Raw genomic sequence first — 23,563 nt, 5'->3', positions numbered from 1 at the left:
CCGCGGTCCTGGACGCTCCCTGCGCCGTCGCGGTCCGGCGCAGGGAGTGCTGGGCCGCTGCGCGGAACCGCAGTCGTGGGCGTCCTCGACGTCGCAGCGTTCCGCCTCAGGCGGTGGCCGGAAGATCGGGGCTGAGTACGGCGCGGACGCAGCCGTCGGCCCGGTCCCGGAACAGCGCGTATCCGTGCGCGCCCCGCTCCAACGGCAGCCGGTGGGTGGCCAGGTGCTCGGTACGCAGCTCGTCGCGGGCCATCCGCTCCAGCAGCATCGGGATGTAGCGCTGCCCGTGCTGCCGCGCGCCCCGCACCGTCAGCCCCTTCTGGGTGACCGCCCCGAGCGGGAAGGCGTCGACGAAGCCGGTGAACTCGCCGAGCAGGAAGACCGACCCGCCCTTGCGGCAGGCGTGCACGGCCTCGCGGACGGCGGACGGTCGCTCGGCGCCGCCGGTGAACCGCTCGGCCAGCGACCGGGGGCCGTGCCCGTCCCAGGCCGCCCCGACCGCCTCGACGCACACGTCCGGCCCTCGCCCGCCGGTGCGCTCGCGCAGCTCGGCGACGACGTCGGCGAGCCGGTGGTCGATCGTCTCCGCGCCGGCGTGCCGTTCGGCCATCCGCAGCCGCTCCTCGTCGGCGTCGACGACGACCACCCGCTCCGCGCCGAGCAGCCCCGCCGCCCGGGCCGCGAGCTGCCCGACCGCGCCCGCGCCCCAGACCGCCACCACGTCGCCGGGGCGCACCTGGCCGAGGTCCGCGCCCATCCAGCCGGCCGGGGCGGCGTCGGAGGCGAACAGGGCGCGGTCGTCGCTGACCGCCTCCGGCACGGCGAACGCGCCGACGTCCGCGTACGGCACCCGGACGTACTCCGCGTGGCTGCCGGCGAAGCCGCCCATCGCCCGGGGCAGGCCGAACGCCCCGCCGGTGGGATGGCCCCAGGCCGCCTCGGTGACGGCCGGGTCGGCGCTGCCGTTGTCGCAGCAGGAGGGGAGGTCGCGCCGGCAGTACCAGCAACTGCCGCAGGCCACCGACGAGCAGACCACCACCCGGTCGCCGACCCGGTGCCGGCGTACCTCCGGCCCGGCCTCGACCACCTCGCCGAGGAACTCGTGCCCGAGCACGTCCCCGACGGCGAGGAACGGCACCCGACCGGCCAGCAGCGGCAGGTCCCCGCCGCAGGTGGCGCTCTGCCGGACCCGGACGATGACGTCGTGGCCGTTGCGCAGCTCCGGGTCGGGCACCTGCCGTACCGCCAGCTCGCCCGCGCCGACCCAGCACAGCGCCCTCACCGCGGCGGCCCCGGCGGACGGTCGGCCGGCCAGCGGTCCGCGCGGAGCACCTCGCCGGTCTCGGCGAGCTGCTTGACCTCCCGCAACGCCCGCCGGACCAGCAGCCCGGGATCGTCGCCGACCAGGTGGGCGGCGAGCCCCGCCGGGGCCGCCGCGCCGGGCACCGGCCGGGCGGCCAGCTCCGTGCCCCGGCAGCCGGGGGCCGGCCGCAGCTCGACCTGCACCGCGCGGCCGAGCCGGCGCAGGGGCTCCGGCCAGCGGCCGCCGGGCAGCACCTCGCCGGGCGGGCGGTCGACGGTCACCACCTGCCAGCGCGCGGGCCGCGGGTCGGTGCCGGCCGCGCGGGGCCAGGCCGACCCGCGCCGCCGTACGGCCAGCGCCCGGCCCGCCGCCCCGACGGCGAGCGCCACCGCGGTCGCGCCCGCCAGCCGTCGTCTCCGATCCACCTCGGCCCCGCCTCCCGGTCCCCTCCCACGCCGGACGCGCACCGGCGCGCGCGGCCGGTCGCCCGCGTACGACCAGGGTCGGCCGGGGCGGGGTGAAGCCGGCTCCCCCCGAAGGGGTGAACGGGCCCGCGCCGGGTAACCGCCGCCGGCGGGACCTGGGGGAGTGGACGCGTCGGTGGAGGGCGGGGCCGGATGCCGGAGGACGTACGGGACACGGGAGTCGTCGCGGTCGCACCCGGGCCGGCCGGCACACCGCTGCTGGCGTCGCGGCTGTGCCCCGCCCCGCCGCCGGAGCCGCTGGTGCTGCGGCCCCGGCTGCTGCGGGCGCTCGACGAGGGGACCGCCGGGCCGGTCACCCTGGTCCGTGCCCCCGCGGGGTGGGGCAAGACGACGCTGCTCGCGTCCTGGTTCCGGGCCGCCGGGGAGGCCGGCGCGCCCGGGGGCCGGGTGGGGCAGGGGCCGGTGACCGACGCCGCCCGGGGGCGCCTTGACGACGGGCAGACCGGTGCCGCGCCTGGCGACTTCGGCGCGGCGGCGGGCGTACCGGCGGAACCCGGCCGGTCCCGGGTGGCCTGGGTCTCGGTGGAGACCGGCGACGACGGGGACCGGCTCTGGTCCTACCTCGCGGCGGCGCTGCGCGCGGCCACCGATCCCGCCGACGACGTGCCGGGGCCACCCGTGCCCGACCGGCCGCCCCGCCCCGACCAGTTGGAGGTGCTGGCCGCGGCCCTCGCCGCCCGGGAACGGCCGGTGCTGCTGGTCCTGGACGACCTGCACCGGATCACCGACCCCGAGGCACTGGCCGGACTGGAGTTCCTGCTCCGCCACGCCGAGCAGCGGCTGCGGCTGGTGGTCGGCGCCCGCGCCGGGCTGCCGCTGGCCGTGCACCGGCTGCGGCTGGCCGGCGAGCTGACCGAGGTCGGCCCCGACGAACTGGCCTTCGGCGACGACGAGGTCGCCGACCTGCTGACCGCGCACGGGGTGGCGCTGCCGGCGGCCGGCGTGCGCCGGCTGCGGGAACGCACCGGCGGCTGGCCGGCGGCGCTCCGCTTCGCCGCGCTGGCGCTACGCGGGCAGCCGGACCCGGCCCGCTGGGCCGAGCAGTTCGGCGGCGACCAGCCGGACGTGGCCGGCTACCTGCGCGAGGAGGTGCTCGCGGGGCTCGACCCGGACGCGCGGGACGTGCTGCGCCGCTCCGCCGTCGCCGACGCGGTCTGCGCCGGCCTCGCCGACGCGCTGACCGGCCGGACCGACGCCGAGCAGGCGCTGGCCGGCCTGGCCGGCGACGGCGGGCTGCTGCGCCGCGACGACAGCCGCCCGCCCTGGTACCGGTGCCCCCCGCTGCTGGCCGACCTGCTGCACGCCGAGCTGGGCCGGCTGCCCGCCGACGAACTGCGCGACCTGCACCTGCGCGCGGCCGGCTGGTACGCCGACAACGGGCGGCCCGCCGAGGCGCTGCGGCACGCGCTTGCCGGCGGCGACCACGACCGGGCCGCCGCGCTCCTCGTGGCCCGCTGGCCGGAGCTGGTCCCCTACGACCGGGAGACCCCCGCCGACCGTCCGCCCGCGCCCCCGCCGCCGGAGGCCGTGCGCCGCGATCCGGAGCTCGGGCTGGCCTGCGCCGCCGAGCGGGCCCGGGCCGGCGACGCCACCGCCGCCGCCGGGCACCTGCGCGACGCCGTCGAGGCCGCCCGGACGCTGCCGGCGCCGCGCCGGGACCGGTTCCGGCGGCTGGCCACCGCGCTGGAACTCACCCTGGCCCGGCTGGCCGACGACCCCCAAGCGGTACGCGCCGCCGCAGCCCGACTGCTCGCCACCCGCCCCGCGCAGTCCCCGGCGTCGCCCGACCCGTCCGTGTCCCCGGCGCCAGCGTCGGCCGGAGCGCCCCGGGCGCAGGCCGAGCCGCCCGGGTCCGTGGCGTCGGCGTCTCCGTCGGTCGGGCCGTCCGGGTCCCCGGCGTCGGCCGGAGCGTCCCCGTCCCCGGCGACCGGTGGGCCAGCGGGGCACGCTGCGCCGTCAGGAAGCGCCGTCGACGGGCTGCTCGCCGCGCCGGTGTCCGCCGCGCCGATGCCCGCCGAGCCGCGCGGCGCCGCCGCCGAGGACGCCGACGTGCGGGCGGTGGCCGGCACCGCGCTGGGCCTGGCCGACCTCGCGGACGGGGACCTGCCCGCCGCCGGCCTCGCCTTCGCCCGGTCGCTGTCGGCGGCCCGGGAGGCCGGTCGACCGCGTACGGAGCTGGTCTGCGCCAGCCGGGCGGCCCTGCTGCACGCCGTCCGGGGCGAGCTGCGGGCCGCCGAGACCCTCGCCCGGGACGCCCTCGCCATGCCGCCCTGCCACGGCTGGTCCTGCCGGGAGGACTGCGCTCACGCGTACCTGGCGCTGGCCCTGGTGGCGCTGCACCGCGACCAGCCCGAGGAGGCTGAGGCGAACCTCGCGCTGGCCGCGCCCGTCACCGGTGAGCCCGTGGTGGGGGCGGTGGCGGCGCTGTGCCGGGCGTACCTGCTGCGCGACGCCGGTGACCTGCCCGAGGGCCACCGGGTGCTGGCCGAGGCCCGGGAGCGGCTGGCCGACCGCCCCCGGGCCGGCGAGCTGACGCACTGGCTGCTGGCCGCCGAGTCGGACGTACGCGGGGCACGGGGTGACCTGGGCGCCGCCCGGGACCTGCTCGGGCGGGTACCCGACGCGACCGCCCCGCCGCTGGCCGTCGCCCTCGCGCGGGTGGAGTTGCGTGCCGGCGACCCGCGCGCCGCCGGGTACGCGCTGCCGGACTGGGAGGCGCCGGAGGCGGCCGGCTGGCCGCTGCCCGTACGCCTGGACGCCGCCGTGCTCGACGCGGTGCTGGCCGGGCGCGCGGGCGACGACCGGCGGGCCGGACGGCTGCTGGAGCGGGCTCTCGACCTGGCCGGGCCGGAGGGGTTCCGGCGGGCGTTCACCCGCGCCGAGCCCGGGGTGCGTGACCTGCTCGCCGCGCACCTGGACGCCGGTACCGCGCACTGGCCGACGGTCAGCGACCTCGTCCGGGGCGCCGACGCGCCGGCCGAGCGGGCCCCGGCGGAGCGGGGCATGGGGGCGCTGGACGAGCCGCTGACCGAGCGGGAGCTGACGATCCTGCGCTACCTGCAGAGCATCCTGTCCAACGTGGAGATCGCGGCCGAGCTGTCCCTGTCGGTCAACACGGTCAAGACCCACGTGCGCAACATCTACCGCAAGCTCGATGCCACCCGCCGCCGCGAGGCCGTCCGCCGAGCCCGCGCCCTCCACCTCATCTGACCCGCCTGCCCACCCCCGCCCGGCCCCTCCGCGGTGATCATGAGGTTTGCGTCCCGGGAAGGCGCTTTCCAGTACGCAAACCTCATGATCACCGGCCCGGAGGTGGCCCGGAAGTGGTCGGGTGGTCCGGGGGTGGTCGGTGGGTTACGGGGTGGCGGTGTCTACGGCCGTCAGGAGATCCGCCAGGTCGAAGTCGCCGTCGTGGCGGGTGCCGTTGACGAACAGGGTCGGGGTGGCGTGGACGCCGCTGCGGATGCCGCCCACGAAGTCCCGCCGCACCCGGTCGCCGTGCGCCTGCCGCTCCACCTCCGCGGCGACCTCGTCGGCGGGCAGGCCGAGCTGCTCCATGCCGAGCGACAGGTGCACGGGGTCGAGCTGGTCCTGGTGCTCGTAGAGCCAGTCGTGCATCGCCCAGAACTGCCCGCGCCGGCCGGCCGCCTCGGCCGCCTCGGCGGCCTGCTCCGCGTACGGGTGCATGTTGGTGATGGGGAAGTGCCGGTACACCAGCCGCACCGTGTCGGCCCGCTGTCGCAGCAGCTCCCGCAGGTTCGCGTACGCGGCTCCGCAGAACCGGCACTGGAAGTCGGCGTACTCGACGATGGTCACCGGCGCGTCCACCGGCCCGCGGACGTTGTCGTGCCCGGTCACCGGGGTCCGCAGGCGGGCGGTGACCTGGAGTGGAGTGGTCATCGGGTCACCTCAGTCATGTCTCCCAGCCTTCTCCGTGACGGGGTGAGGGTGGCTCACCCCGCCCGGGTGGTCCGGCGCCCGGCTCAGCCCAGCACCGGGGCGACCGCGATGTGGTTCTGCACCTCGCGGATGCCCGGTGCGCACCAGACGGTCCGTTCCACCTCGGCCCGCTCCGGCATCGAGTGGACCAGCCCGCCGAGCAGCACGGTGTCGCCGTGCACCCGGACGGTGATCCGCTCCGCCTCGGTGGCCCCGTTGCGGGCCAGCGCGTCGACGATCCGTACCGCCAGGTCGTGCCCGTCCGGCCGGGTGTCCGGGCGGACGGTGATGCCGTTGCTGACCCCGCGTACGCCGGTCAGCCGGGCCACGGCGCGTTCGGCGGCGCGGCGCTGGTACTCCCAGTCCACCTCGCCGTGCAGCGTCACCCAGCCCTGGGAGACGGTCACGTCGAGCCGCTCCAGCGGGGCGAACGCGTCCCACTCCAGGGCGTGTCCGGCGGCGGCGGCGATGTCCGGGTCGGTGCGTTCGGCGCCCGTGCCCAGCCGTACCGTCACGTCGTTGGCGACCGCCCGGACGCGCGCCACCCGGTGCGCCGCCCGCTCGGCGGCCCACTTCTTGGCGTAGCTGTCCACCCGGCCGGTCAGGGTGACCACGCCCTCGGCGACCGTCACGCCGATCTCGTGCGGCCGTACCCGGGGTTCCCAGGTCAGCTCGTCGAGGACGGCCGACTGGATGTCCCGGTCGGTACGGCTGATCGTCGCGATAACCATCTCTCACTCCTCACGGGATTGCTGCCCGGCGCGGCGGGTTCGCCGGGACCGATCCTGACGCGCGCCGGGGTGAGGGGGCCTCACCCGTCCCGGGTGGCGGTCCGGCGCAGCCGGTCGGCGGCCGTTCGCCGGCCCACGGCCGGCCCGTGCCGCTCGACGGCGACGCCGGCCGCGCACCACGCTCCCGGACCCGGGACGCGACGTGAGCCGCCGCGCGGGGCGGGCCGACCGGTGCCGCACTCCGGCCCGGCAGGACCGCATGAACGAGGCCGACAGCGCGGCCGACCGAGCCATAGGATCGGGGGATCCCCCGCCGTTGAAGGAGAAGCCTCCCGTGAGTCCGATCAGGACGGTCTACCTAACCGCCGCGCGCTCCGCGGCGGACCTGCTCGCCGACCCCGCCGTCGCCGCCCGCTGGGACGAGCCGAGCGCCCTGCCCGAGTTCGGCGTGGCGGGCCTGGCCGGTCACCTCGCCAGCCAGGTGCTCGGCGTCCCGGCCGTGCTGGCCACGCCCGTGCCCGACGGCGAGCCGGTCGACGTGCTCGCGCACTACGCGCGGGGCTCCTGGCTCGGCGCCCCGATCGAGGCCACGGTGAACGTCGCCATCCGCCGGGCCGGGGACGGCCTCGCCGCCGACGGTCCGGTCGCCCTTACCGAGCGGTACGCCGCCACGCTGCGCGAGTTGACCGACGCGCTGCCGGCGGAACCGTCCGACCGGGTGGTGCACCTGACCCGCGGCGCGTACTCCCTGACGCTGGACGACTACCTGACGACCCGACTGATGGAGCTGGTCGTGCACGCCGACGACCTTGCGGTCAGCGTCGGCGTGCCCACCCCGGAGCTGCCGGACGAGGTGGTGGACCCGGTGCTGACGCTGCTGGCCCGCCTCGCCGTACGCCGGCACGGGCAGCCGGCGGTGCTGCGGGCGCTGGGCCGGGCCGAGCGGGCGCCGGCGATCGTCGCCGCCCTCTGACGACCGACCCGGGGGTGTGGTGGGCGGCGAGGCGCGCGCCTGCGAGAACGACGCGGCCCCGGCCGCCCATTAGGGGGGCCGGGGCCACGTCGTCGGCGGGTGGTGCGCTCAGCCGTCGAGGCCGACGGGGGAGTTGGGGCGGTCGACGTCGACGAACTCGATGTCGTCCATCGCCCGGCCGCCCCGGCTGCCGGCGGCGCGCGCGGCGGTGCCGGCAGCCCAGCCGATCGCCGCGCCGACCAGCGCGGCGCCGATCAGCAGCGTCCACGGCAGTGCGGGCCGGCGGCCGGCGAGCGCGTCGAAGGCCAGGGTGGCCCGGCGGCGGGCCTCGTCCGCCGCGGTGCCCACGAGGTCACCGGCCTCGTCGGCAAGGCCGGAACCGCCCTGGCGGGCCGAGCGGGCGGTGTCCCGGACGCTGTCGCCGGCGGAGCTGACCGCCGTGGCCAGTTGTCGCCACGCCTGGTCCGCGATCCGCTCGGGCTTGCTGCGGCGGTCCAGCAGGTTGCTTGCGAACATGGTGGGTTACCTCCTCGGGTGCCGAAGCCGACGGCCACTTCGGACTCCGGCGTCTCACCGGCGTGTGCGGCTCGCTCCTTCCGCCTGTGCCCCGCCAGACGGTTCCGCAAACCCGGACGGGTCCGGACATCCGGCCCGGCCGTCTCGCGAGCCCGTCCGGCGGTTCGGCGCGTCCGCCCGCGTCAGCGCAGGGCGGACGCGGCGCTCACGCCCCGGGCAAAGTCGTCGTCGTCGTCGTCATCGTCACCGTCTCCGCCGCCGCCGAACCCGCAGGCCAGCAGAAGCGCCAACAGCGCGCCGGCCCCGGCAAGCGCGGCAAGTCTCCTGAGCATCGATCTTCCTCCCGGTCGCAGTCGTCGTACCCGAGCCGATGCTAGTACTCCAGCCGCACTTCGCGGAGCCGTTGTCTTCGCTGGTAGTGGTGACGGCGAGGAAGGCGTGCGCGCACATAGCGAGAGTTGTGTGGCGATACCACGCGTCGTGGCGGCGCACCTGGTAATCGTCCAGGCCGACCTGTCCCTTGGCGGTATGGAAGCACTCCTCGATGGCCCACCGGGTTCCGGCCACAGGGATGAGTTCCTCGTCGTCGGTGTCGGCCGGTCCGTAGCACAGGTGGTAGGCGTGCTCGGTCGGGTCGGTGATCGACCGGCGGTCCCTTAGGCAGCCGTTCGGAGCTGGCCCTTGTCGACGATGGCACGGTGGTCAGCCATACCGTTAGCAACCTGGGCCTCGCCTACGATCACCGGTACGTGAACGGCCGTACGGCGGCCGTGTTCCTGCGTCGGATCAAACAACGACTCGAGACGTGGGACGGGTGATGCCGGCGGACTTCTCCGGCCGAGTTACCGTTGGCCAGTAGACCAGGCGACGGTCGTACTCCACGAACCACTCGTACAGATGATCGTCGTTGTGGTAGGCCCGCACGAAACGGCTGTCCTTGATCTCGGTGCAGACCAGGACCACGTCGTTGGCCTGCCACACTGGCGGCGGCACGGCACCGCTGGGTCCGACGACGATTAACGGAATTCCCCGCAGCGTTTGAATCAGATCGTCCATCGTGCCGTTGCACAGCGACGAAGGTGTGATCTGGACGATGTCGCACTCCTCCGCCAAGCGACGGAGGTCATTGCCGACCATCTGGATTCGCGGTTCGTCGAACCGGGCGTTGAACCGGGCGAGGGTGCGGTCGATGCGGTCGGCACGTGGCGCTTCGTGCAGATCGGCCACCAACACGCGGCGCACACCGTCGAGGTCGGCGAAGTGTTCCATCAGCCCGCCGAAGCCGACGACGCCCACCGTGCCGGCACCGGCGACCGCTCGGGTCAGTGCCTGCGTCACCGCTGATTCCGGCTGGTGGAGGTGCGTCTCGTCGAAAGACGCGACCAGGTGGTCGAATCCCGTCGCCGCCAGGGCGCCATCGCGGAACCAGGGTCGGGACAGGGCACCCAGCAGCGCAATCTTGACGGCCTGCCTGGTCAGGTCCGAGTCGCTCACCGGTGTGCGCAACAGGTCGCAATCCAGCAGAGATGCGCCCGGGGACGTCCCGAGGTAGTCGGTCAGCTCACCCCCGCGCCGGCAGGTAACCGCTGCGGACGACGCGGCGCCAGGGCGGAACTGCGCGTAGTCCATGGCGGCGCCGACGCTTCCGTCGTCAAGGACCACGGCCGCGAAGGAGCGGCCCGTCAGCACCTCGTCGACCGAGCGCCTGCCCTGGTCCGGGGCCTTGCGCAGTTCATCGATGATCGCCGCCTCAATGTGCGACATGCGCAAACTCCTCAACTGCCGACAGCAGGTCGTCGGCGAACCGGTCTGTTTCCTCCGCGCCGAGGGCGGCCACGGTCACCCGTACCGCCGGTGTGGCAGCGGCGAACCGCGACCCAGGGGCGACTTGCCAACCATGTGCGGCCAACCGGGTCACGACCCCCGCCTCATCGGGTACGTCGATCCACACGTTCAATCCCGTGCGACCGCGTCCCCGAAGCCCACGCAGCGTCAACTGGTCGAGCATGTGTCGGCGTCGCCTGCTGTACTCGTCGCGCACCCGAATGAGATCGGCACCGAGGCCAGGGTCGGCCAGGTGGGCCGTCACGGCGAGTTGGGTCGTGCGGCTCACCCAACCGCCGCCCAACAGCCTCCGCTGGTCCAGGCGGCGGATCGACTCGTCGTCTCCGCTGACGACCGCGAACCGGAGGTCAGGGGCAAGCCACTTGGAAACGGATGCCACGTGCAGCCACCGTGGATGCCCTGGGGGTATGGCCGATTCGTAGTCGGCACCCGCGATCCTCCCGGCATGATCTTCTTCGATCAGCAACAGATCGGGAGCTTGCCGGATCAGGCTACGCAGCGTCTCGGCACGCCGCGCGGTCAGCGCTGCCCCGGTGGGATTCTGCGCCCGCGGCCGGTACAGCACGCAGTGAGCGTCCGCGAGCGCAGCCGCGAACTCCTCCGGTTGGAACCCCTCCTCGTCCACCGGCACCTGCACCGGCACCAGGCCGAGGGCGGCGACGAGCGGAAGGTCCCCGTTGTACGTCGGCCTCTCCAGGATGACACGGTCACCCGGGCGCAGCAGGGTCGCCAGCGCCCGGTCGACTGTCTCGAGCCCTCCCGGCAGGACGGCCAGGTGGTCGCAGGCGACGCCGTGCCCGGCGAGATATGCCTGGGCCTGCGAGTGCAGGGCACCGACTATCCTGGAACTGCCGTACAACAGCAGGTCGGATGGCACAGACCTGGGCCAGCGGTCTTGGCGCCACAGGAGCAGGTCAGGGTCCGGGTTGCCCGACGAGAGGTCGGGTGACCGGGTCAACGGCGCAGAGATCTGTGGCGAGCCCTGAGGCACCCTATGCCTCGTCGGACAGGAGCTTGAGCAGCACCGGAATGAACTCATCCTGCCGGTCCGGCAGTAGGTCGAGCGCCTGCACCACCGGAACGAAGAAACAGTCGAACACCATTCCCTCGTCCGTACCGGCGCTCTCCGTGACCAGGTGAGACCAACGGTCCCGGGTCTCCGTCGTGGTCGCGTAGTAGAAGATCGTCACCCTCGGCTGCCCGGTGTGCGGGTGCGGCCGTTGCTGTACACCGAGGCTCCTCCGCAAGGTGATGCCGACGGTGCTGGTCTCTTCGGCCACCTCACGGATGACCGCCTCCTCGAGCGACTCGCCAGCGTCCACGCCTCCGGCAGGGACCTGTGTGCCTGCCTCGGGCTGGTCCCGGTGGTCGAACACGAGCAGCTCAGGTCCCGTGGGCGCGTCCCGCACGACGTAGGCGGCTATGCGTACTCGGACCTCAGACATCTGCGGATACCTCTCGATCGTTTGATAGAGCTGGGAATTCTGCGACCAGCGAGTCGGCGAGGCCCTGTACTGCGGTTTCCGACAGCTCGTCGCTGTTGCGGAATCGCAGAACGCGCGTCGGCACGAGGTTCGCCTCGATGGCGCGATCGTAGGCGTGATAGAGCTGGACGAGAATCTCCGGACGTTCGTATGGCCGGAGTTCCTTGTTGCGTGAGTTGATCCGACGCCAGGCTAGATCGGGTGGGGTGTCGACGAAGACGATCACATCCGGTGCCGGCATCTGCCGGGCTTCCATGGAGGTGCTGATGCGCTCCATCGGGATGCCGTGCAGAACGTGATGGTAGACGATGTCACTCAGCACGTACCGGTCGGTGAGTACGGGGCCGGCAGCGAGAGCAGGTTCGATGTTGAACTGGAAGTGCAGGTGCTTGTCCCGCAGGTATGCCTCCACGACAGCTTCGGCGTGCCAACTACTGCGGGCCATGCGATTGCCTACGATGACCCGCGAGGAGGCCGGGTCGAGCCAACTGTGCTGGCCGAGTTCCGTCACGGTCGGCGCCAGTTGCCGCAGTGCCTGCGCCAACTGGATCCGCAACGTGGACTTTCCGCTGCCGTCAGTTCCCTCCAGGGCGATGAACGGAAACCTTGGGATCACGACCATCGCTCCTGTGGTTGTTGAGTGACCGGGTGCCGGGTCAGGTAGTCGAGCCGCGAGGTGAACAGGTGCACTGCCCGCTCCGTTCCGGGCCACCAACAGCACAGCAGTTCGGCGAAGAGAGACGCCTCCTTCAGCCCCTGGGCAGCGGTGCGCGCGGCGGCGGTCTGCAGCGAACTGACCGTCTCCACCAGTGCGACCAGCGCAGGAATCCGCGCGGCGAGGCCTTCTCCGCGTTCCTCCGCGCGCACGAGTAGCTGAGCCACGCAACCGGCGACGAAGACGTCCTCCACTCGGATCGGGCCCAGCGCGCGGCGAAGACTCTGGTATACGGACGGTTCAACTGCTGCCCATATCTGCGCGGGAGCGGCGAGCATCTGATAGAGCAGGGACTCCAGGGCGGAGGCGTCCGGCCCGAACGTCCAATCCGGCGCCACGAGCAGCCTGGCGCCGATGCTTGTCGACTCCGACAGCGCCTTGGCGGGGGCCAGTCCGCCCGTCCCCAACTCGACCAGGGCACCCAGGTCGCCCTGCACCAGGACCTCTGTCGCAGCCCGCAGGAGCGGCAGTTTATCAGCGTTGGACGCGTCTACGACGATCTGGTGGGGACGTCCGCCAACGGACAACTCCTCGGTCCGCAGGCTGCTGGCGAACGCCGGCCAGCCACCGTCGATCACACCAACGGCGGCGGCCAGACGTACGGTGGCCACGTTCGCAGGGCTGTACGTGGCCAGTTGCCCGGCGCCGGTCGGCGTCAACACGTAGGTGTCGACCAGCCTGGTCAGGACACGGAGGTGCTCCGCGTACACCAACGGCTCGAAGATCATCGTATGTTGGCTGACCAGCCGTCCGAGGAACATGTGCCGCATCAGGTCGTCAGCGTGCGGTACGGCCGTCGCTGGCGGGACCGGCGTGGGCGTCACGGTGGTCACAGCAGCGCCTCCAGCGCGGCGGCGGCACTCTGCGGTCGGTCCGCTCGCTGCCAGCGAACGCACTGTTCGACCAGGTCAACCAGCCGGGTGTCGTGCCCCGCGGCCACGGTACGCAGTGGCGGAGCGCCGTACCGGGGCATGGTGCCGGTGAGCAGTTCGTACATCACCATTCCGAAGCAGTAGAGATCACTGGTGAATTCTGCCTCGTGGTACCCCTTGTCATACTCCGGGGGCCACGAGATCAGGGCCGACTTCCGCGACGGCGAGTCGACCGCGGTGAGGGCACGGGCACAACCCAGATCGGCGATCACCGGCCCGTCCTCGCTCATCAGCACGTTCTCGGCGTTGATGTCCCGGTGGACGTATCCGGCGTCGTGCAGGGCGACCATCCCGGTCAGCAGCCGACGCGCGAAGGCCACGGCCCCGTCGGCCGACGGCGCGTCGTGCGTGGCAAGCCAAGCACGCACCGAACCGAGCGGTAGGTGGTCCATCACGTAGTAGGGCACCGCCGCCGAGAGGTTCATCTCCACCAGGCCGGGAAAGAACGGCGACCCGGTGAGGCGTGACAGCAGATTGGCCTCTTGACGGAACTGGTCCCTGGCGTACCGGTGTGCCTTCTCCGGCAACTGTCGGTACCAGTAGTAGCCGTGCAGTTCCGGGCGCAGGTGGGCCGGAGCGGCGTCGATGACGCTGTGGTAACCGAAGAACCCCTTGGCGACGAACTCCACACCGGGGTCACCAACCCGCTCAACCAGCAGGAGTGTGCTCCAGCCGGTGAACGACACGACCGACCGGAACTTGTACTTTGTCGTCGTCTCGAGCACCTCGCGGAACACCCTGGTGGGCGAGACCCCGGCCAGAGAGTCGAGGTGCACGGTCGTGACGTCGACCGTCATCGCGACCCGCCCTGGCGGGTGGGCTTGTACACGTAGCCGAGCGTCAGGTCGGAGGTGCCCGGGATGACCTCCACATCGCAGCCGGTGCCAGCGAAGAACTCGTCGCAGGCCATCTTCACGCCGGGCAGCCCGTTCCAGGCCCGTTCGTTACGGCTCAGGTCGCAGTAGTCGTCAACGACGAGCAGCCCGCCGGGTTCCAGCCGGGGCCACACCTGTTCGAGGCTGACCTTGATCGAGCTGTAGTGGTCACCGTCGAGGTATCCGAAACACACCCGGTCGGGTAGCTGGGACAGTGTCTCGTCGAACCAGCCTGGCACGATCCGGGGCATCGGCAGGTTTCTGCTACGGAAGTTCTGCTCGACCTGCTCTCGCGACGCCAGGCACTCCCCCTCCGGCAGGTGAGTGTCGAGTTCTCCCGGTGCGGGCATTCCGGCGAAGCTGTCGAACAGCACCAGTTCCCGATCCGGAGCCAGCGCCAGCATGGTCGTGGCGAGCCAGACGCTGGTGTAACCGGCGTTGCAGCCAACCTCCACGACGTCGCCATCGACTCCAGTCCGCAGCACCGAGGACAGGCCCCAATGCAGGGAGACGAGTCGCTCCACATCCGACATGCCGGAATTGACTTCACTCAGTTCATATGCAAGCCGCGCGTCCATCGCTCTCTCCGTCAGTTGGTGAAGAAGCCAATGATCTTCTTGATCCGGCCCTGTGTGATCGGCTCCGTACTGTGGCTGAGTTGACTGCCGAACATAACCATGTCCCCCTTGGCTACCCTCGTTCGCCAGCGCGTCCGCGGCAGCGCCCTGTACCACTGGGTGGTGTAGTCCCCACCTTCGCGAACTCGGCGTAAGCCATTCGTCGGCTCGGTCCAGAGATCCGGACTGCCGCAGGTCTCGATCACGAACTCGCCGCCCGAGAAGTCGTCGTTGAGGGTCATGCTCACTCCGGCAACCTTGACGTCGTCCGGAAAGTTCTCGTCGAAGGGCATGTCGATGTGCGGCGTGATGTACTGCCCCGGGCCGTATTCCAGGTAGATCCAGGAGGTCAACCGCCGACCCGAGGGAAACAAGCTGCACAGATGTGGAAGAGCGCGTTCCGCCGCCTCTTCCAGCACCGTCGCCGCCGCTTCCGGGAGAGGACACAACTCCAGGCGACCTGCGGGCTCGTAGAGCTCCATCACCTCCTGCGTGCTCATTCCCTCGACGGCGTGCACCGACCTCGTGCGCTCGTTCTCGAACGCGGAACGCCCCTCCGCCTCGAAATGCCGGTCCACCGCATCGCAAACCGCTCGACACTCGGCCGAGGTCAGGAACTGCTCGACACTGTGCACCAGAAGCGATTCTGCTGTCGTCAGCATGCCGGTGCGCTCCTCCCCTTCTTCGCAAGCACCAATTGGATCGAGCCGCACGCAGACGGCGGTCGCATGCCCGTGCCGACATGAACCTGCGCCACCGCGACCAGGTCGAGACCCGCCGTTACGGCCGCACGCGCCACCTCGTCCTCGTCGTACAGCCACAGCCAGGAGTAAAACTCCCGCTGCGTGCCGTCGTGCCGGACGATCCGAAAACGTTGCAGGTAGAGGCGCCCCTCGGCGGCAAACCAGGCCTCGAACTCGACGACATGTTCGTCGGGTAGGAAGATCCCGGCACCAGCGGGACAGTGGGTCGTCTCCTGGCTGACCGGATGCATTCCGGAGTTGCTACGCGTGCGGACGTCCACGAAGACCCGTCCACCGGGTGCAAGCCCAGCGGCGACCTGCTCGAACATTGCGCCGAGCGCCAGCGGTTCGAACTGGTTGATCAGCTCGTAGGTGAGCAGGCAGAGGTCGTGCGCCGGCACGACCGATTCGGTGTCGAAGGTGCCGAGCTGGAATCGGAATCTCCGGTCCGGGCAACGACGAATCGCCGCCGAGATTGCTGCGGGATTGATGTCGAAGCCGAGGAATTCCCCGCAGCCGGTGCTGTTCGCGATCTCGTGCGCATACGTTCCCGGCCCACAGCACGGGTGGAATATGCGCTCGTCGCCGGCGAGCCCGAGCCAGTCCAGCTCACGGCGGGCTGCCGCCGGGCTGCGGCCGGCGATCTCGCTGTCATCGCGGCACTGCACCTGGGCCAGGCGGGCGCCGATGATGGGGTCATCGTAGGGAATCCCATTGGCGCAGATGCGTACCCAGTCCGGGGGCATGCCGAGTGCGGTGACCATCAAGTCCGCCCGGGTGCGGACGGCGCGTCCGCAACGACCGCGCCACACGGCAGGAGACGTACCGGAGGCGGCGGTGAGGCGGTGAGCAGACACTCCAGGTCCATCCGCTTCAACAGCGCCGGGCCCTGTAGCTGGTGATGGAGCGCCTCCGCTACCTCGGGGCGGCGGTGGGTCCGCCGCGATTGTGCCTGCAGAATTCGGGGCAGGCTGCGGTCGGCGAACCAGAGACTGCTCACCTCGGCGATGACGGCGGCCACTTCCTCGGCGTCCACGACACCGGCGAGGAGCAGGTTCCCGAGCGCCGCGCGGACCTCCACCAGCGGGACGGTCACCGGCCGGTATGGCGGCTCAGCCCCATGAAGGAGCATGACCTCGTCGTCGTCGAGCCCGTAGCGCCCGACGAGTTCCACCACCGCGCCGAATCCGCGCATGCCGTGGGATCGCAGTTCGACCGCGCGCAGTGCCCCCATGGAACCCAGTCCGATCACCTCGCGACCGTCATCGATGGCAGCACAGATCTCCCGATGGTCGACGGCGTATTCGTGGTAGAAGCCGCCGTCCACGATGACCACTCGGCCTGCCGGGTGTTCGTGCAGCACCCGCGCCAACTCGCCCCGAATCAACGGTGGAAGGATCAGGTGCTGGTCGGAGACAGCATCGAGCACCGGGGACTGGTAGCCAGTCGGGCCGACAAAGATCAGACCGCGGTCAGCCATGCGACCACGCGGCAAGCCGCGGACCCACTCGAGGTGAGAACCGGGGTACGTAGGATTCGCAGCCGACGATGACGACCCGCACCACCCACGGTCCATCGGTACTTCCGTCGCGGAGGATGAACCGAACTGTCGGGCCGACGCCGCGTTCGGCCAGCCACTGGGCGAGGCCGACGCTGTCGCCGGGTATCGCCTGACGGAACTGGTTGGCAACGTCGGAAAACGAAACGCCATCACCCGGCCCGAGCGGCTCCGTCGCGACCTCGGCCAGGCTCGGCAGGTCCTCCCGGCCGCCATGCATGAACGCGACGCGGCTCTGTAGCGCCTCGAGCAGCGCGCGTTCCAGCGCGTCTTCCAGGGAACGCGCGCAGGCGTGGCCGCCGTTGACGAATCGTTGGTCCGTCTCGTCCCGGTCCGAGAGAACGACGTGTGCGACCGGCAGCCCCAGTTCCTGCTTGACGGCCAGCAGCCGAACCGCGACATCGGCCCCGTGCAGGCGCGCGACGATGTCCCTCAGCCGGTCGGTGGGCAGCGAATGTTCGTCGATTATCCATTCCTCACCCGCGCGTGGCGGGAAGGAGAGCGCATCTCGTTCCACCACCTCGAGCAGGGCGTGCATCGTGGCCTGCTCCAAGGTCAGGCCACATCCGAGCCCGAAGGAGTTCGATCCGAAGTACGGTCGGCTGGCTGCGTTCGGCGGCGGGGGCAGCAGCACCAGTTCGCTAGGGAGAATCACCGACGCATCGGTACACAGGCCTCGTCCCTGGGCCGCCGTCAGTTCCTCGTCCAGCGGAATCCGTACGCCCAGGAGCGGGCACAACCGGACAAGCGCTCCCGGCCCGCCGAACTGGGCCGCAACTTTCCGGTAGGTGGTCCGGACGAGGGGCGCCTGGCAGCGGTTGTGCTCGGCCGCGGCCAGTTCCACCGCCTCCAGTCGCGCCCCGATCTCGGCCGCTGCCTCGGTCATTCCCTTACCGCCCGTGACGACCAGTGATCCGGGCAGCGCTCCAGGCCGCACGGCCATGGCAACGGGCACACCGACCCGATCGATGCGGGTGATGCTGCTGCTCCGGGTGACCCCGACATCCGCGGACCAGGCACGGGCCATCGCCAACACTGCCGCTTCCGTCGGGTTGGAGGCCATGGCCACTCGTCTCTTCCAGGGTTCCCGCAGTGACGGCCGGTGGCCCGAAAGCCACCGGCCGCACCTACTCAGTTGCTGTTCTGCTCAGCGTCGATCGCCTTCTCGATGCGATCCCAGTCGCTGGCGAAGACGGCCGCGGTGTGCGCGGTCGCCCGGGTGTCGCGAGGGTCGAAGTTCGCGGACTGAATCGCGTCCACGAACTCTTCGAAATCCTGATCTGACTTCATGCTGCTCCTTCCTTCGGCTAGTCGGGACATGGTTCGGCTGGCAGCCACTGTCAGAACCGGGACGCCATCAGGCGAGGAAGTTCCACAGCAGTGACGCCACCCGCTCATCGCGGACCTCGGCCAAGGCGTCGCGTACAGAGCCGCGCGCGAGATCCCACTGTTCCGCACCGACTTCTGCCCGGATGCGGGCGTACGCGGAGGGCCGATCGCCGGCTGCCGCGTGAAACTCGAAGTACTTCTGCAGAACGCCGAAAGCGAAGCCGGCGTGCAGCAACCCGTACGCGGGCCGATATGCCTGCTTCCACGGCGAGTACCAACGCGCTGCGGGATCCAACTCCACGCCACACGCCGTGAAGACCTCGTTCAACAGGGTGTGGGCAGACTCGTGCAGGATCAACTCGCCCAGGCGGACCGGATCCTGCACCACGTCGATGAAGATGGTGCCGGGCAGCGCCTTCAGGGCATAACTCTGGGTGGTGTCGCGTTGGTCGCGAACCTCCATGGTGACGACGACACCGGTCGCAGCGGTGACGAAGCTGTCCATGCCGGCGCGTCGGATCGCTTCACCAGCTTGCGACCACGGCGCCGACGGTGCCGCGTTCCTGGCGGGGTCCAGGTGCAGGAACAGCGGCGACTCGTATCGGTCGTCGTCGGATCGTTCACATTCACTGGCGGCAACGATGCACACCTCGTGCTCGGGCAGGATCGTGGTGCCGCTCGCGCCACACACCGTTGTCCAGCGCTGGATTAGCTCGCGTGCGTCGTCTAGACGGCGTGCGCGCACGGCGGCGGTGATCGCATACGTGAAGTGGTGCAGCAGGGCGTCCTGACGTACGTCGAGCACCGTTGGGACGATGAACCGCTCGTCAAGACGGGCCGCAGCGGTCCGCACCTGGGCGGCGCGACGCGTGCGCAGCTGCTTCAGGTCGTCGGCGAGGCTCGGCCAAACGTGTGGGAGTGCGACGTCAGTGCTCACCGGCCACCCGCTCCCTAGCGACATCCGCTGCGATGTGGTCGATGATCTCGATGCGATGGGTGCAGTAGTCCTCGTAGAAGGCGCTGTTCCGATAGCGCATCCGGGTGGCGAGGCAGCCCCCACCACACGTCTGCCGGTAGCTGCAGCCGTCGCACTTGTCCAGCAGCTCCTGAAGGCCATCACGCAGCGCGGGATTGGAGACGAGGGACGTCGCCACCGCCAAGGAGGGCAGGTCGTGGATGGAGCCGAGTAGACCGTCGGGCACACCCAGTTCGTCACAACTGCCGAGCCGACCGTCCGGGTAGAGAGTGAGGACGTAGGCGCACTTCTGCTCGGTGAAGTGGCAGAAGCGGGAGTCCCGGCCGGCAAGAACCCGCAGGACGCTGGTGAAGGGCTCGATCAAGAACCGTCGGAACAGGCCGGTGTCACGCCAGTGGTCGTATGCGCGCACCAGGAACGCGGAGAACTCCATGGGCGTGATTGCCCAGCCAGCATGCTCCTTACCCTTCGGCAACAGAGGCAGCATGGTCTCCCGGTTGCCCACCGGGATCCGCTTTGGCGTTACGTCGAAGTCGAAGCAGGGGGAGAACTTGACCGCCCGGACCGCGTCGAATCCGGCGACGAAGTCGAGCGTTTCCTCCGGCCGGCGAGACACGTCCTTGGTCACAGTCGAGATCAGACCGACTGTGAGGCCACGTTCAGCCGCCAACGCCAAGGCCTGATGCACTCGCTCGGAGGTACTCCGGTCGCGATAGTCCACACGGTTGCGGTTGGCCTTCGGGTCGCCGTCGAGAGACACACCGATATCGATCGTCGGCCATTCCTTCGCGAACAGGTCGAACCATTCCGGGGTCAGCAGTGTAGCGTTCGTCTGCACGCTGAGGGACACGCTTCCCGGATAGCTCCGAAGCAGGCGCAGCAGATCGACGGTCGCCTCCATGCCATACAGGAGCGGTTCGCCGCCGTGCAGTTCCAGGCTCAGTGGCCGACTGCCCGCCAAGTCCAGCAAGCGCGCTACCGTATCGATCGAAAGCTTATCGTAGCCAGCGTAAGGCTTCCGCTTTTCGTAACAGTAGTAGCAGTTGATATTGCAGGCTTCTCCGACGAGCTTCAGGATTACCGACAAGGGCTCGTCCGACTCCGGCGTACGCAGAGTCAACTGTTCAGGCCGTCGTGACATCGTCATCTTGCCCCCGTCCTTCGAGCAAGCTCTCAGGGCGCATGGCGCACCCCCAAAAGGAGACACCGCGCCGTTTCATCGCTGCCCCGATTCTTGACGTGATAATTCGTCGGCCACCGTGAGACATGGACGATACCCATCCCCGGGGTTGCAGACAAGACCTGTTCGAGTGGCTTCGAGTAAACCCACCACGCACTCCGGTCGACGCGTAAGCGCATCATCACCTTCTGTGCCGCGTCACGACAAAGGCGAGGCCGAAGATTGCACTACCGTCCGTGCCTGCGGGATGCACGGAGAGGATATGCGGGATGGCGCTACTTGACGCGGAAGTGACGAGTTCGGCACCCTTGCGAAGCGTCGGCTGTGATGATGGCCGCACTGCTCCAGGGGGGCGTGAGCTGGTCTCGACCTTGCGTGACATATGCCTTCACGCCACTGGCGAGGGACGCCAGAACAAACATTCTCAAGGGCGAACAGTTACCACGAGGTGCGGATGAAGAGGCAATCTGGTGACGGACACACCTTGCGGACCGGCAGGTCGGGCGGCTCCATATGGCAGAGCGGCATGCCTGTCTAGATGGTCGATATCGAATCACTGCAGGGTGGCTTCTCGCCAAGGCTGGACGGCAAGAGTGACGGCTCGGACGAAGATGCGTTCGTCGCCGCAGTTCGGATGAACGTCGAGCATGGCCACCATTGACTACTCGGGACCGATTGGTCGCAGCGGAGCGCATTCTCGCTTCACACTCAGTGTCCGACCGGCGGATAGCGTCGACGTGCGAGTTGGCCGCGAAGACGGTGGCCGGGCTTCGGCGGCGTTCAGCTGACAGAAGTCATCACTTGAACATCCGGATCGGCCGCGACGGGCGCCGGCATATCCGGTCTCGGCCACGGAAGGCAGACGACTGGCCGAGGAGATCGCGCGGCACGAGCCGGATGTCGGTCTACGCGAGATCGCCCGGGCGCGCATGTCGGGCGCATGCCGGTGTCACGATCGACGTCGGCAAGGGCCTCTGTCGATCGGCGGTGGCGTTCCTGCGTGCGATCAAAGCCGACCTGGAAACCAATTGACGTCCGCTGGTGGTTGCCGGTTGAACACCAGCGACGTCACGTCCCTGGGGACCTCTCGGAGGTGTCCTGTGGCCTCCACTCTCCAACGACCTGGTCGACCCGTGTGCAGCCGACAGGTCGAGCCCTGCTCGGCTCCCCGGATCGGTCCCAGGGCCCCGGCAAAGTCGTGGGGTGCCCGGCTTGATGTGGTTGGTGTAGACGCGCCGCCCAGGCCCTGCAGATCCGCCGCCGCAGACGCCGCCTCGACCAGCCGAAACGATTCACCGCCGAGACCCGTCTACGCGATCACCGACCTCCGCGTGCACCAGGCCAGACCGGCGCAACTCGCGAGCTGGATTCGCGGCCACTGGTCGATCGAGAACAAGGTCCACTGGGTCCGCGACGTCACCTACGACGAGGACCGCAGCCAGATCCGCACCGGCACCGGACCCCAAGTCATGTCCGCCCTACGCAACGCCGCCATCGGCGTACTCCGCACCGCTGGCGTCACCAACATCGCCGCCGCCAACCGGCATCACGCCCGCGACAGCACCCGCCCGCTGGCCCTACTCGGCATCACCTGACGACTTTGCCGGGGCCCTGGGATCGGTTCTGCATGGTGGAGACCGGGACCAAGCCTCGTGATGAGGCCCGGAAGGGGGTGAACCCACATGACCCAGTTGGAATTCGAAGCCATCGACATCCGTGAGATGGCGGACGACGAGCTCGACGATATCGTCGGCGGTCCGAACGCCTGCCAGTAGCAGGTATCCGGAAGGAGGCGCCTGAGTGGTCTCAGGTGCCTCCTTCCCTCATACGAGCGACTTCGAGACGGGCAGGTCGCGATCGGACTCCGGGTCGAAGAACCGGGTCAGGAAGTCCTCCTGCCACACCCGCGGCTCCGGAAAATCCCACTGGCCGTACTGCTGCAACAGGAGGTCGGGCTCCGGGCACCGCTGCCGGAGCGCGGCGAGGGTCTCCGCCGGGACGACATTCGGGAAGAGCTTGTCAAGGTGGGCAAGCCCGTAGAACACGGGTCCGGCGACCGCGTACTCGTCGACGCGCTTGAGAAGCAGGTCCCACGACAGGTCCGGCCCGGCGGAGCGCACGAGTTCCGCGATGTCCACATACTTGATCAACCGCCGGTGCTTGCCGCCCCGGTTCATGAACCTCAGTGTGGTCGAGGTCTTGTGGATGTGGGCGGCCAGATCGATGACGGCGTCCTCCGCAGACGGCACGAGGAACGAGGCGTCTGCGTACCGGTGGCTCCGGGCGTGCGCCAGGACCGCGTCGACCGGGATGTCGTATCCCTTGCCGGGCAGCGCCAACGATACGTTGACGTCGATGCTGATCACCGGAAGTTCGAGTTCCCCGGTCAACTTGTTCAACTTGGGCAGGTCGCTGCCGTACAGGCGCCAGAACGCCCGCTCCCGCTTGCTCAGTGGAACAATGCCGGCCGCGGTCGGTTTGCCCTCGACATAACCCAGCCGCTCAAGCACCCTCACCAGGTCAGGTGCCTGCTCCCGGGTGACAAGGACGTCCAGGTCACCCATCGGCCGCGTACCCGGCTCCTGGTAGGCCGTGAAGGCCAGGTGGCCGCCCTTGCGCATGAGTACGGTGGTGCCCTGCTCCGCTGCGGCTTCGGAGATCGCCTTGATCTCGTGCAGGAGAAGTGCGTTGCCCCGCCGGGTGTCCCGATAGGTGGAGTACAGCAGCATCATGACCGCGGCATCCATCCCCATCACCGCTTCCTCGGTCATGAGGCGCCACCACTGCCATCCCACGAGCGCAGCGACCCGGTGTCGAGCGGCCTGAGCAGCGAACCGTCCCCAGTCCAGGCCCAACGATTCCTGGTCGAGGATCTCACGCACCCGGGCGAGCTGAGGTTCGGTCAGATTCTGCCTGCTGAGCAGCAGCAACAGCTCCGACTCGATTGACATCGCGGCCATTCGACTTCCTCTACGACGGCATTCAGGTGTGGAAAGCGCGGGATCCGATCGCATGTCTACTTGTGGCTACTCGATCGATCGGTGCGCATCGACTGTTCAGACGGACGGGCGACCGCAGTGTAGCGGACCTCGGTGCTCCGGCCGCCAGGATCACCGCTGCTCAACCGCGTCCCGGCCGGGAGAGCGCGTGCCCGGCCCACCCCGCGTCGGCGCACTCACACGGGCAGGTATCGAGCCAAAGCCCCCGCCCGGGCGCCCCTGGTGTCCCGAGCACCGCGGCCGAGTACACCTCGGTCGACTTCGCCCGTGCCCGCGTCCGTTGGAAGGTGCGCCCGTCGACGGGTCAGGGTCGGGTCGTGCTTCGACGACGCCGTCGCCGAGGCCACCTTCTCCACCATCAAG

The 23,563-nt window shown here is 70.4% G+C and carries 26 protein-coding genes and 1 pseudogene; 5 read left to right on the top strand and 22 right to left on the bottom strand.

Going from position 1 to position 23,563, the window contains the following annotated elements; translation table 11 throughout:
* Positions 1–106: 106 nt before the first annotated feature.
* Both ACGFNF_RS01945 and ACGFNF_RS01940 read right to left on the bottom strand, forming a co-directional pair.
* Complete coding sequence (locus tag ACGFNF_RS01945) at positions 107–1,282, bottom strand: alcohol dehydrogenase catalytic domain-containing protein (protein ID WP_393165102.1); 1,176 nt, start codon at positions 1,280–1,282, stop codon at positions 107–109.
* Positions 1,279–1,728, bottom strand: coding sequence for a hypothetical protein (locus tag ACGFNF_RS01940; RefSeq protein WP_357580468.1), 450 nt, complete (start codon positions 1,726–1,728; stop codon positions 1,279–1,281). Before ACGFNF_RS01940 ends, ACGFNF_RS01945 begins: the two co-directional genes overlap by 4 nt.
* A 192-nt stretch (positions 1,729–1,920) precedes the next feature.
* On the opposite strand from ACGFNF_RS01940, the gene ACGFNF_RS01935 reads away from it, so the two are divergent.
* The gene (locus ACGFNF_RS01935; protein ID WP_357580467.1) at positions 1,921–4,998 is read left to right on the top strand and encodes a LuxR C-terminal-related transcriptional regulator; all 3,078 of its coding nucleotides are present in this window, start codon (positions 1,921–1,923) and stop codon (positions 4,996–4,998) included.
* A gap of 144 nt (positions 4,999–5,142) precedes the next feature.
* Here ACGFNF_RS01935 and ACGFNF_RS01930 read toward each other — a convergent pair whose 3' ends face one another.
* Positions 5,143–5,688 carry a DsbA family protein gene (locus ACGFNF_RS01930; protein ID WP_357580466.1) on the bottom strand — a complete coding sequence of 182 codons (546 nt, stop codon included), beginning with the start codon at positions 5,686–5,688 and terminating at the stop codon, positions 5,143–5,145.
* A gap of 83 nt (positions 5,689–5,771) precedes the next feature.
* Positions 5,772–6,458: a BON domain-containing protein gene (locus tag ACGFNF_RS01925; RefSeq protein WP_357580465.1), complete on the bottom strand. Its 687-nt coding sequence runs from the start codon at positions 6,456–6,458 to the stop codon at positions 5,772–5,774.
* Positions 6,459–6,792: 334 nt separating this feature from the next.
* Between ACGFNF_RS01925 and ACGFNF_RS01920 the strand changes: the two genes are divergently transcribed.
* A complete protein-coding gene (locus tag ACGFNF_RS01920) occupies positions 6,793–7,431 on the top strand; it encodes a maleylpyruvate isomerase N-terminal domain-containing protein (RefSeq protein ID WP_357580464.1) in 639 nt (212 codons plus the stop codon).
* A gap of 108 nt (positions 7,432–7,539) precedes the next feature.
* On the opposite strand, the gene ACGFNF_RS01915 is transcribed toward ACGFNF_RS01920, so the two are convergent.
* The 3 genes and pseudogenes from ACGFNF_RS01915 to ACGFNF_RS01905 all read right to left on the bottom strand — a co-directional run.
* Positions 7,540–7,947 carry a hypothetical protein gene (locus tag ACGFNF_RS01915; protein WP_357580463.1) on the bottom strand — a complete coding sequence of 136 codons (408 nt, stop codon included), beginning with the start codon at positions 7,945–7,947 and terminating at the stop codon, positions 7,540–7,542.
* Between the two features lie 182 nt (positions 7,948–8,129).
* A complete protein-coding gene (locus tag ACGFNF_RS01910; RefSeq protein WP_357580462.1) occupies positions 8,130–8,279 on the bottom strand; it encodes a hypothetical protein in 150 nt (49 codons plus the stop codon).
* Positions 8,280–8,337: 58 nt separating this feature from the next.
* Positions 8,338–8,598: pseudogene (locus tag ACGFNF_RS01905) on the bottom strand (IS701 family transposase); the annotation flags it as partial.
* A gap of 47 nt (positions 8,599–8,645) precedes the next feature.
* Between ACGFNF_RS01905 and ACGFNF_RS01900 the strand changes: the two are divergent.
* Positions 8,646–8,765: a 2-oxo acid dehydrogenase subunit E2 gene (locus tag ACGFNF_RS01900; RefSeq protein WP_357579476.1), complete on the top strand. Its 120-nt coding sequence runs from the start codon at positions 8,646–8,648 to the stop codon at positions 8,763–8,765.
* Here the strand turns inward: ACGFNF_RS01900 and ACGFNF_RS01895 are convergent.
* The 14 genes from ACGFNF_RS01895 to ACGFNF_RS01830 form a co-directional block, all read right to left on the bottom strand.
* Positions 8,734–9,711 carry a Rossmann-like domain-containing protein gene (locus ACGFNF_RS01895; protein WP_357579475.1) on the bottom strand — a complete coding sequence of 326 codons (978 nt, stop codon included), beginning with the start codon at positions 9,709–9,711 and terminating at the stop codon, positions 8,734–8,736. The genes ACGFNF_RS01900 and ACGFNF_RS01895 overlap by 32 nt on opposite strands.
* Positions 9,698–10,669: an aminotransferase class I/II-fold pyridoxal phosphate-dependent enzyme gene (locus tag ACGFNF_RS01890; RefSeq protein WP_357579474.1), complete on the bottom strand. Its 972-nt coding sequence runs from the start codon at positions 10,667–10,669 to the stop codon at positions 9,698–9,700. The genes ACGFNF_RS01895 and ACGFNF_RS01890 overlap by 14 nt, the downstream gene beginning before the upstream one ends.
* A gap of 115 nt (positions 10,670–10,784) precedes the next feature.
* The gene (locus ACGFNF_RS01885) at positions 10,785–11,237 is read right to left on the bottom strand and encodes an NUDIX domain-containing protein (RefSeq protein WP_357579473.1); all 453 of its coding nucleotides are present in this window, start codon (positions 11,235–11,237) and stop codon (positions 10,785–10,787) included.
* Positions 11,230–11,892, bottom strand: coding sequence for a dTMP kinase (locus tag ACGFNF_RS01880; protein ID WP_393165097.1), 663 nt, complete (start codon positions 11,890–11,892; stop codon positions 11,230–11,232). The genes ACGFNF_RS01885 and ACGFNF_RS01880 overlap by 8 nt, the downstream gene beginning before the upstream one ends.
* A complete protein-coding gene (locus ACGFNF_RS01875; RefSeq protein ID WP_357579471.1) occupies positions 11,889–12,824 on the bottom strand; it encodes a hypothetical protein in 936 nt (311 codons plus the stop codon). The genes ACGFNF_RS01880 and ACGFNF_RS01875 overlap by 4 nt, the downstream gene beginning before the upstream one ends.
* The gene (locus ACGFNF_RS01870) at positions 12,821–13,720 is read right to left on the bottom strand and encodes a protein kinase (protein ID WP_357579470.1); all 900 of its coding nucleotides are present in this window, start codon (positions 13,718–13,720) and stop codon (positions 12,821–12,823) included. Before ACGFNF_RS01870 ends, ACGFNF_RS01875 begins: the two co-directional genes overlap by 4 nt.
* Positions 13,717–14,376 carry a TylF/MycF/NovP-related O-methyltransferase gene (locus ACGFNF_RS01865; protein WP_357579469.1) on the bottom strand — a complete coding sequence of 220 codons (660 nt, stop codon included), beginning with the start codon at positions 14,374–14,376 and terminating at the stop codon, positions 13,717–13,719. Before ACGFNF_RS01865 ends, ACGFNF_RS01870 begins: the two co-directional genes overlap by 4 nt.
* 11 nt (positions 14,377–14,387) lie before the next feature.
* The gene (locus tag ACGFNF_RS01860) at positions 14,388–15,077 is read right to left on the bottom strand and encodes a hypothetical protein (RefSeq protein ID WP_357579468.1); all 690 of its coding nucleotides are present in this window, start codon (positions 15,075–15,077) and stop codon (positions 14,388–14,390) included.
* Positions 15,071–15,922: a class I SAM-dependent methyltransferase gene (locus ACGFNF_RS01855; protein ID WP_357579467.1), complete on the bottom strand. Its 852-nt coding sequence runs from the start codon at positions 15,920–15,922 to the stop codon at positions 15,071–15,073. The genes ACGFNF_RS01860 and ACGFNF_RS01855 overlap by 7 nt, the downstream gene beginning before the upstream one ends.
* On the bottom strand, positions 15,922–16,638 hold the full coding sequence (locus ACGFNF_RS01850; RefSeq protein ID WP_357579466.1) for a TfuA-like protein: 717 nt from the start codon (positions 16,636–16,638) through the stop codon (positions 15,922–15,924). The genes ACGFNF_RS01855 and ACGFNF_RS01850 overlap by 1 nt, the downstream gene beginning before the upstream one ends.
* Positions 16,631–17,779 carry a YcaO-like family protein gene (locus ACGFNF_RS01845; RefSeq protein ID WP_357579465.1) on the bottom strand — a complete coding sequence of 383 codons (1,149 nt, stop codon included), beginning with the start codon at positions 17,777–17,779 and terminating at the stop codon, positions 16,631–16,633. Before ACGFNF_RS01845 ends, ACGFNF_RS01850 begins: the two co-directional genes overlap by 8 nt.
* Before the next feature lie 68 nt (positions 17,780–17,847).
* Entirely contained in the window at positions 17,848–18,006 is a 159-nt protein-coding gene (locus ACGFNF_RS01840; RefSeq protein ID WP_357579464.1) for a hypothetical protein, read from the bottom strand.
* A 67-nt stretch (positions 18,007–18,073) separates the two neighbouring features.
* Positions 18,074–18,982 carry an aKG-HExxH-type peptide beta-hydroxylase gene (locus ACGFNF_RS01835; RefSeq protein ID WP_357579463.1) on the bottom strand — a complete coding sequence of 303 codons (909 nt, stop codon included), beginning with the start codon at positions 18,980–18,982 and terminating at the stop codon, positions 18,074–18,076.
* Complete coding sequence (locus ACGFNF_RS01830; protein WP_357579462.1) at positions 18,972–20,168, bottom strand: radical SAM/SPASM domain-containing protein; 1,197 nt, start codon at positions 20,166–20,168, stop codon at positions 18,972–18,974. Before ACGFNF_RS01830 ends, ACGFNF_RS01835 begins: the two co-directional genes overlap by 11 nt.
* Positions 20,169–20,739: 571 nt before the next feature.
* On the opposite strand from ACGFNF_RS01830, the gene ACGFNF_RS01825 reads away from it, so the two are divergent.
* Both ACGFNF_RS01825 and ACGFNF_RS01820 read left to right on the top strand, forming a co-directional pair.
* Entirely contained in the window at positions 20,740–20,862 is a 123-nt protein-coding gene (locus ACGFNF_RS01825; protein ID WP_357579461.1) for a hypothetical protein, read from the top strand.
* 670 nt (positions 20,863–21,532) lie between these two features.
* On the top strand, positions 21,533–21,796 hold the full coding sequence (locus ACGFNF_RS01820) for a hypothetical protein (protein WP_357579460.1): 264 nt from the start codon (positions 21,533–21,535) through the stop codon (positions 21,794–21,796).
* A gap of 228 nt (positions 21,797–22,024) precedes the next feature.
* Here the strand turns inward: ACGFNF_RS01820 and ACGFNF_RS01815 are convergent, their stop codons facing one another.
* Entirely contained in the window at positions 22,025–23,161 is a 1,137-nt protein-coding gene (locus tag ACGFNF_RS01815; protein ID WP_357579459.1) for a nucleotidyltransferase family protein, read from the bottom strand.
* Positions 23,162–23,563 lie beyond the last annotated feature (402 nt).

Source organism: Micromonospora sp. NPDC048868, assembly GCF_043198195.1.
Lineage (GTDB): Bacteria > Actinomycetota > Actinomycetes > Mycobacteriales > Micromonosporaceae > Micromonospora > Micromonospora reichwaldensis.
Note: the sequence above shows the minus strand (reverse complement) of the source record. Positions and strands in the feature narration are given on the sequence as shown.